Below are 8,077 nucleotides of genomic sequence, written 5' to 3'. Positions count from 1 at the left end.
AAAGCGGCGCGACGGTCTTTGCCTATTACGTCAAGGATCCCGAACGCTACGGCGTTGTCTCCTTCAACCCCTCAACCGGCCTCGCTACCAACATTGTCGAAAAGCCGGTCAAACCATTGTCCAACTGGGCCGTGACCGGGCTGTACTTCTACGACAACGACGTTCTCGATATTGCAGCCTCCATCAAACCGTCACCCCGCGGCGAACTGGAAATCACGGACGTCAACAATGCCTACCTCCAACGCGGTGACCTGTACGTCAAGCAGCTTGGACGCGGATTTGCCTGGCTGGATACGGGAACGCCCGATTCCATGCACGAAGCATCGGGGTTTGTCAGAACAATCGAACACCGGCAAGGCATCAAGATCGCCTGCCCAGAGGAAATTGGTCTTGAAAATGGCTGGTTGACCGGCGACCAGGTTCTCGCCAACGCCATGTCGCTTGGCAAAACTGAATATGCGGCATATTTGCGCCGCAGAGTCGAGGAACTTAGCTGATGCCGACATTTCATCCGCTCGCAATTCCCGGCGTTATCGAAGTCCGGCCTGATCGCTTTGGTGACGACCGCGGCTTCTTCTCAGAGGTCTACCGGAAAAGTCTTTGGCAGGAAAATGGCGTGGATGCAGACTTTGTCCAGGACAACCATTCACTGTCCCGTGCCAAAGGCACCCTGCGCGGACTGCATTTCCAGACCCCGCCCATGGCCCAGGCTAAACTGGTGCGGGTGACGCGCGGCCGGGTTTTTGACGTTGCTGTCGACATCCGCAAGGGGTCGCCAACCTATGCGAAATGGGTCGGGCTGGAACTTGATGCCACTCTCGGCAACCAGCTTTACATTCCGGCGGGCTTCGCCCACGGATTTGTGACCATGGAGCCGGACACGGAATTCCTTTACAAGGTCTCCGCCAACTATTCGCCTGACAATGACCGGTCAGTACGTTACGACGATCCCGCGATCGGGATCGATTGGCGCGTCGAGGTGAACCAGGATTGTTTGTCCGCCAAGGACAAGGGCGCGCCCTTGCTTGAGGAGACAGACACCGGATTTGTTTTTGATGGAGCGGTAGCATGAAGTTTCTAGTCACGGGCGGTGCCGGCTTCATCGGTTCGGCTGTTTGCAGACGGCTTGCAACAAACCCGGCCCACACAGTGGTCAATCTCGATGCGTTGACCTATGCGGGCAATCCGGCCTCGTTGCGGCAGATCGAGAACCGTCCCAATTATCACTTTGTCGAAGCCGACATTCGCGACGCGACAACGGTGTCGGAGATTCTCAACACGCATGAGATCGACGTGATCATGCATCTGGCGGCGGAAAGCCATGTTGATCGATCCATTGACGGGCCGGAAGCCTTCATCGATACCAATATCATCGGCACGTTCAAGCTGCTCAATGCCGCGCGGCAATATCATGACACCCTGTCGTCGGAGCGGCGCGAGCGGTTCCGTTTTCATCACATCTCCACCGACGAAGTGTTCGGCGACCTGCCGTTCGATTCCGGCATTTTCACCGAAGATACGCCCTACGCGCCCTCATCTCCCTATTCCGCCTCCAAGGCTGCGTCCGATCATCTGGTGCGCGCCTGGTTCCACACCTATGGTTTGCCGGTTGTCCTGTCGAACTGTTCCAACAATTACGGGCCGTTCCACTTTCCCGAGAAACTGATCCCGCTGGTCATTCTCAATGCGCTGGATGAAAAGCCACTGCCAATCTACGGCAAGGGCGAGAATGTTCGCGACTGGCTTTATGTCGACGATCATGCCGCCGCGCTTGAACTGGTGGCGACGACCGGGGCTGCCGGACAGAGTTATGCCATCGGCGGTCGCGCCGAACGCCGCAATATCGACGTGGTTCGAACGATTTGCCGAACACTGGATACAAAACGGCCAAGAACATCGGGAAACAGCTATCTCGATCTGATCACCATGGTGAGCGACCGCCCCGGCCATGACCGACGCTATGCGATCGATCCAACCCGGATTGAAACCGAACTTGGCTGGAAGTCGTCCGAAACATTCGACAGCGGAATCGCCCGAACCATCGACTGGTATCTTGCCAATGACTGGTGGTGGAGACCAATCCGCGAGGAAAAATACGCGGGCGCACGCCTCGGTTCCAAGGGCAGTTAGATCATGCGGATTGCAGTCACCGGCACTCAAGGACAACTGGCCCGCTGCCTGATCGACCAGACTGCGTCCATGGCTGATGTCACGCTTGTAACCGTCGGACGGCCCGCCATTGATCTGGCGGACGGACCGGCACTGGAGGCCGCGCTTGCCGCCACACAAGCCGATCTCGTCATCAATGCGGCCGCCTACACTGCGGTTGATCTGGCCGAAACCGAATCCGATCTCGCCTTCATCATCAACCGGGATGGCGCGTCGAATGTGGCGCGCGCGGCCAGAGGCATGGCGGTGCCGGTCATCCACGTTTCGACCGATTATGTTTTTGATGGCACCTCAGAGCGCGCTTATGCGCCGGAGGACACCACCGGCCCTGTGTCTGTCTACGGAGCCTCCAAACTGGCTGGCGAGTTCGCCGTCCGGGACGCAAATCCCCATCACATTATCGTCCGCACTGCCTGGGTTTACAGCCCCTACGGCAAGAATTTCGTCAAGACGATGCTGCGACTGGCGGCTGATCGCGACGAAATCGGTGTGGTTGCCGATCAGAATGGCAATCCGACTTCAGCACATGATCTTGCATCCGGTCTCCTGGCTATCGCCCGCGTTGTAACGCAGCCGGGATTTGACGCATGGGGGACATTTCACATGGCCGGACAAGGCGACGCGACCTGGGCTGATCTTGCCGAACATGTGCTGTCGGAAAGCGCACGACTCGGCGGTCCGTCTGCTCGCGTGAACCGGATTCCGGGCTCAAGTTACAAGACACCGGCGCCCCGGCCCACGAATTCCAGGCTTGATTGCAGCAAAACCGAACAGGTCTTTCGTTATTCTTCGCCGGAATGGCGGCTATCAGCCTCAAGCGTTGTCGCCAGTTTGCTCCAATCCGTCACCGATGGCGGATAAGCTGAAAGCATCAGGCAGTACCGGTTGAAAGATTGCATGAATCCGGAATATCTAACCGCGCTGACTGCAAGTACCCTTGATGGATAGCGTTGAATGTCACTGAGGATATGGTTGCACGCATAACACAAGCAGCGGATTTCAAACGCTCGATGAGATGGGTTTATGGTTACGATGGTTGCCAATGGCTCGATCTGGGGCCGATGGCATAGAACCCGCGTATGAAAAACCGACATGCACACTGGACGGAGACAATAATTGACCCTGACACACCTCGATAGGCTTGAAGCGGAAGCAATCCATATTTTCCGTGAGGTGGCCGCCAGTTTCGCAAAACCGGTGATGCTTTATTCGGTAGGCAAGGATTCTTCGGTCATGCTTCGGCTGGCCATTAAGGCGTTCTATCCCGCCAAGCCGCCGTTTCCGTTTCTTCATGTCGACACCACCTGGAAATTTCGCGAGATGATCTCGTTCCGCGACCAGATGGCCAAGGATCTGGGGCTCGATCTGATTGTCCATATCAACCAGGACGGCGTGAGAGACGGCATCAATCCGATCGATCACGGCTCCAACACGCATACCCACGTGATGAAGACGGTGGGATTGCGTCAGGCGCTTGACGCCCACGGTTTCGATGCAGCATTTGGCGGCGCAAGGCGAGATGAGGAAAAATCCCGCGCCAAGGAGCGGATCTTTTCGTTCCGCAATGCGCAGCATGCGTGGGATCCCAAAACACAGCGTCCGGAAATGTGGAAAACCTACAATACCCGTATCGGCAAGGGTGAATCGATCAGGGTGTTTCCGCTGTCCAACTGGACCGAACTTGATATCTGGCAGTATATCCTGCGGGAGAACATTCCGATCGTTCCTCTCTATTTCGCCGCCCCGCGGCCGGTGGTCGAACGCGACGGCATGCTGATCATGGTCGACGACGAACGGTTGAAACTCAAACCCGGCGAGGAGCCGCAAATCCGCAAGGTCCGGTTCCGCACCCTGGGGTGTTACCCACTGACCGGAGCGCTTGAATCCGACGCCGAAACGCTTGAGGACATTGTCGGCGAGATGCTGATTGCCCGCACCTCTGAACGGCAGGGGAGACTGATCGACCGGGATGAGTCGGGATCGATGGAAAAGAAGAAAAAGGAAGGTTACTTCTGATGCAAAATCCAACGAGCCCGGACCTGGAAGGCGGCGTGTCGGCTTACCTCAACCGCCAGGAAAACAAGACGCTGTTGCGATTCATCACCTGCGGTTCCGTGGATGACGGCAAATCAACACTGATCGGCCGCTTGCTTTATGACACCAAGCTGATTTTCGAGGATCAGCTGGCAGCACTTGAAAGCGACAGCCGCAAGCATGGCACGGTTGGCGAGGATATTGATTTCGCCCTCCTGGTCGATGGTCTGGAAGCGGAACGCGAACAGGGCATCACCATTGATGTCGCTTACCGGTTTTTCGCAACAGAAAAGCGCAAGTTCATTGTCGCCGACACGCCGGGACATGAAGAATACACCTGCAACATGGCGACCGGCGCCTCGACCGCCGAACTGGCTGTTGTGCTGATTGACGCCCGAAAAGGCGTTCTCGAACAAACCCGGCGTCACTCCCACATCGTATCGTTGCTCGGGATTCGCCAGATCGTCCTGGCGATCAATAAGATCGACCTGGTGGATCATGACCAAGCCGTTTTCGATGAAATCGTGGCTGAATACATGGCCTTCGCGGAGACTCTCGGATTTGATGACATCCGCCCAATCCCGATGTCGGCACGGTTCGGCGACAATGTCTCGATCGCATCGGAGTCCATGCCCTGGTATGACGGCCCGACACTGATCGAGCATCTCGAAAGCGTGATTCTGCCAGACAGTGCCGCCGAGCTTCCCTTCCGCTTTCCAGTGCAACTTGTGGTGCGCCCGCATCTGGATTTTCGCGGATTTGCAGGCCAGATCACCTCCGGAAAGATTGCTGTCGGCGACCCGGTGGTTGTCGCGAACTCCGGTCAAATGGGCAATATCAAATCCATCGTGACAGCCGACGGCGAATTAGCTTCCGCCCGTGAAGGCCAGGCCGTTACCCTGGTGCTGGATGGCGAAGTGGATGTTTCGCGCGGCTCGATGCTTGTCGCCCCTGATGCCCGGCCAATGGTAAGCGATCAATTCCAGGCGCACGTGATCTGGTTCGACCGGCACGCCATGTTGCCGGGACGCAGCTACATCTTGCGCACCGAAACCATGACTACCCCGGCCAGCATAACCACGCTGAAGCACAAGATCGATGTCAACTCGCTCGCCCGCGAGGCGACCACTCACCTCGACCGCAATGAAATCGGGGTGTGCAATATTTCCACCCAGGCGCCGCTCATCTTTGATGCTTACCGGGACAACCGGACAACCGGCAACTTCATTCTGATCGATCGGATGACCAACGCCACCATTGGCGCAGGAATGATCGATCACGCCCTGCGCCGCGCCGACAATGTGCACTGGCAGTCCATTGACGTGACGCGCGAAGCACGCGCGGGGCTCAAGCACCAGAAGCCTGCTGTCTTGTGGTTCACAGGGCTGTCGGGTTCAGGCAAGTCAACAATCGCCAATCTGGTGGAAAAGCAGTTGCACGCGCTTGGACGCCACACCATGACGCTGGATGGCGACAATGTCCGCCACGGGCTGAACCGCGATCTCGGCTTCACCGAGGAAGACCGCGTCGAGAATATCCGGCGCGTTGCCGAGGTGGCGCGCCTGATGAGCGACGCCGGACTGGTCGTGCTGGTCTCGTTCATCTCGCCGTTTCGCTCGGAACGGCGGCTGGCGCGAGACATGATGATGTCAGGCGAATTCATCGAGGTTTTTGTCGACACGCCGCTTGAGGAATGCGCACGCCGCGACCCCAAGGGACTGTACAAGAAGGCGATGTCGGGAAATCTTGCCAATTTTACCGGTATCTCGTCACCTTACGAGGCGCCCGAGCAGCCGGATATTCACCTTAAAACCGTGGACGAAAGCGCAGACGCCCTGGCCACGGCAGTTGTTGAACGGCTGAATCGGGATTTCAGTTAAGACGCTGATTTTCCTTTGCTAAACTCGGTGCTACGGACATTCAAATGCCCGTAGCACAATTGTGCCGCGTTCCGAGCCGGATTTTTTCATCCCCGTCGTAACAGCCTGAACGATACTGGTTGGACCTTTCAAACCAACCAGGATTGCTCCATGGACCGCTCGCCCAATCTCGACCTGCCTTTCATCATGCCGTCTCAGGCGCAAAAGCACGTCACACACAATGAGGCCTTGAGCCTGCTCGACGCCGTGCTGCAACTTTCGGTATCAACGCGCGGGCTGAGCATGCCGCCGCCTTCTCCGGTCGAAGGAGAACGATACATTGTCGCCGCTGACGCCACCGGCGTGTGGGCCGGCCACGACGATAAGATCGTCGCCTTCAGCGCCGGGGACTGGACTATCATCGCACCAAAGCAGGGCTGGCTGGCCTATGTCGAGGACGAACAACGTCTGCTGGTGCATGACGGCGCTGATTGGAATGCCGTGATCGACAAAGCGATCAATCCGGTAAGTCATGTCGGCGTCAACACCACGGCTGACGCGGCCAACCGGCTGGCAGTGAAATCGGACGCGGTGCTTATGAGCCATGATGATGTCACGCCGGGAACAGGCGACATGCGGCTGGCGCTCAACAAAGGTACCGAATTCAACACTGCAAGCCTCACCTTTCAAACCGGATGGTCGGGGCGTGCCGAATTCGGGCTTGCCGGCGATGACAACTGGCGTATCAAGGTGAGTGCGGACGGCAGCAGTTGGAAAGAAGCACTCGTTGCTGATCGTGCAACCGGACAGGTCCGGTTCCCCGAGGGCCTTGTCCATCCCGCTTCAGGACAAAGGCCACAGAGTTTCCTCGGCGTGTCTGGAGGACCCACGATCTTTCGCATCGACGCACTGCATGACCAGAACCCGCGCAGCGGTATTATCGATACAGTGACCGGCGCCACGATCACCCTGACGACGGTGCAGGCCCACCTGTTTTTCACAAACTACATGACCGGAAACGCAATGGTGCGGATCTGGAACATGTCCAAGATCCCAGAACAAAGCGCCTGGGTAGTCGCTGCTCCGGCCGCCAATTCGCTTACCGTGCTGGATCCTGCCGCGATTGCCAGCTGGACAGCAGGCGAGACCATCCAGATCGGCGATCCGCTTTCGGTTACCCTCAACCGTTGCTCCGCCTACGACATCAGCCCGATGCTTATCAACAACTTCGGAGCAAGCTTCCGACAGACCGGGCTGTTTGCAAAATACTATATATCCGGCGACACCGCAGCGCTGACGGATCTGGAAACTGTGGATACCGGATTGACCCCGACAGGTGCGAACGGTTCGTTTAACAACGCCTCGTCAGCCCCCAAGGGCGTGGCTAACCAGGGCATTCTCTACATTCCCTGCAGCGTCCCGTCTCCTGTTTCCAATTCAAACCTGGTGTTCGTGCGCGAAACCGGCGCACCGGGCACAATCCGCATCTCCCTGATCGGGGTACTCGGCGTGTTGGCCGAGATGTAGCAACAGTAGCAATGTGCGGTATCAATGGGCAAACATCATCAGCCCGCCCGCTGAAATAATGTTTGCGATACAAAGGGAAGGCCCGATTGTTCACGATACTCCCTGGCGAGCGGTCTTTCCCGTCATCGACCACCAGTGCCGTCTCTGGTTCGCAGCCGATCGCGGTCCTCGCGAAAGAGGCCTCCAAAGATGGCTGATCCAAAGGAGATATTTCAACAGGCGGCTGCGAATATGGAACGCACGAAATTCCGCCGTAAAACGCAGTGCTGAATGCCATATCTGTGTAATCACTTGAAATCTGTCGAAAACAAGTACTGCTCCCGGCTTGGGGTTGCAAACTCCGTATCGGTTCTCTAAGAGCCCGATCTGAAAGTTATTGAGTGATATCAGTGGGATGTGATTCCGTCGGATTGTCAAAGATTCGATGGAGGCCACTATGTCCTGGACTGATATCACCCGCGCTGAGCATAACCGCAAATCCGACCGCT

The 8,077-nt window shown here is 57.2% G+C and carries 7 protein-coding genes; all 7 read left to right on the top strand.

The window, feature by feature from the left end; all coding sequences use genetic code 11:
* A partial coding sequence (locus ABJN75_RS16350) for a sugar phosphate nucleotidyltransferase (protein WP_348440640.1) occupies positions 1–497 on the top strand: 497 nt, incomplete at its 5' end.
* Complete coding sequence (gene rfbC / locus ABJN75_RS16345; protein ID WP_348440639.1) at positions 497–1,072, top strand: dTDP-4-dehydrorhamnose 3,5-epimerase; 576 nt, start codon at positions 497–499, stop codon at positions 1,070–1,072. The genes ABJN75_RS16350 and rfbC, both read left to right, overlap by 1 nt.
* Positions 1,069–2,130: a dTDP-glucose 4,6-dehydratase gene (gene rfbB / locus ABJN75_RS16340; protein WP_348440638.1), complete on the top strand. Its 1,062-nt coding sequence runs from the start codon at positions 1,069–1,071 to the stop codon at positions 2,128–2,130. The genes rfbC and rfbB overlap by 4 nt, the downstream gene beginning before the upstream one ends.
* A 3-nt stretch (positions 2,131–2,133) precedes the next feature.
* Entirely contained in the window at positions 2,134–3,030 is an 897-nt protein-coding gene (gene rfbD, locus ABJN75_RS16335) for a dTDP-4-dehydrorhamnose reductase (protein ID WP_348440637.1), read from the top strand.
* A 255-nt stretch (positions 3,031–3,285) separates the two neighbouring features.
* Positions 3,286–4,185, top strand: a complete 900-nt coding sequence (gene cysD / locus ABJN75_RS16330) for a sulfate adenylyltransferase subunit CysD (protein ID WP_348440636.1) — start codon at positions 3,286–3,288, stop codon at positions 4,183–4,185.
* Positions 4,185–6,083, top strand: a complete 1,899-nt coding sequence (gene cysN, locus ABJN75_RS16325) for a sulfate adenylyltransferase subunit CysN (protein WP_348440635.1) — start codon at positions 4,185–4,187, stop codon at positions 6,081–6,083. Before cysD ends, cysN begins: the two co-directional genes overlap by 1 nt.
* Before the next feature lie 150 nt (positions 6,084–6,233).
* The gene (locus ABJN75_RS16320) at positions 6,234–7,589 is read left to right on the top strand and encodes a DUF2793 domain-containing protein (RefSeq protein WP_348440634.1); all 1,356 of its coding nucleotides are present in this window, start codon (positions 6,234–6,236) and stop codon (positions 7,587–7,589) included.
* Positions 7,590–8,077: the final 488 nt, after the last annotated feature.

The organism is Hoeflea sp. (genome assembly GCF_039975035.1).
In the GTDB taxonomy this organism is placed as follows: Bacteria; Pseudomonadota; Alphaproteobacteria; order Rhizobiales; family Rhizobiaceae; genus Hoeflea.
The sequence above is the reverse complement of the archived record's forward strand: the minus strand, read 5'-3'. Positions and strand labels throughout refer to the sequence as shown.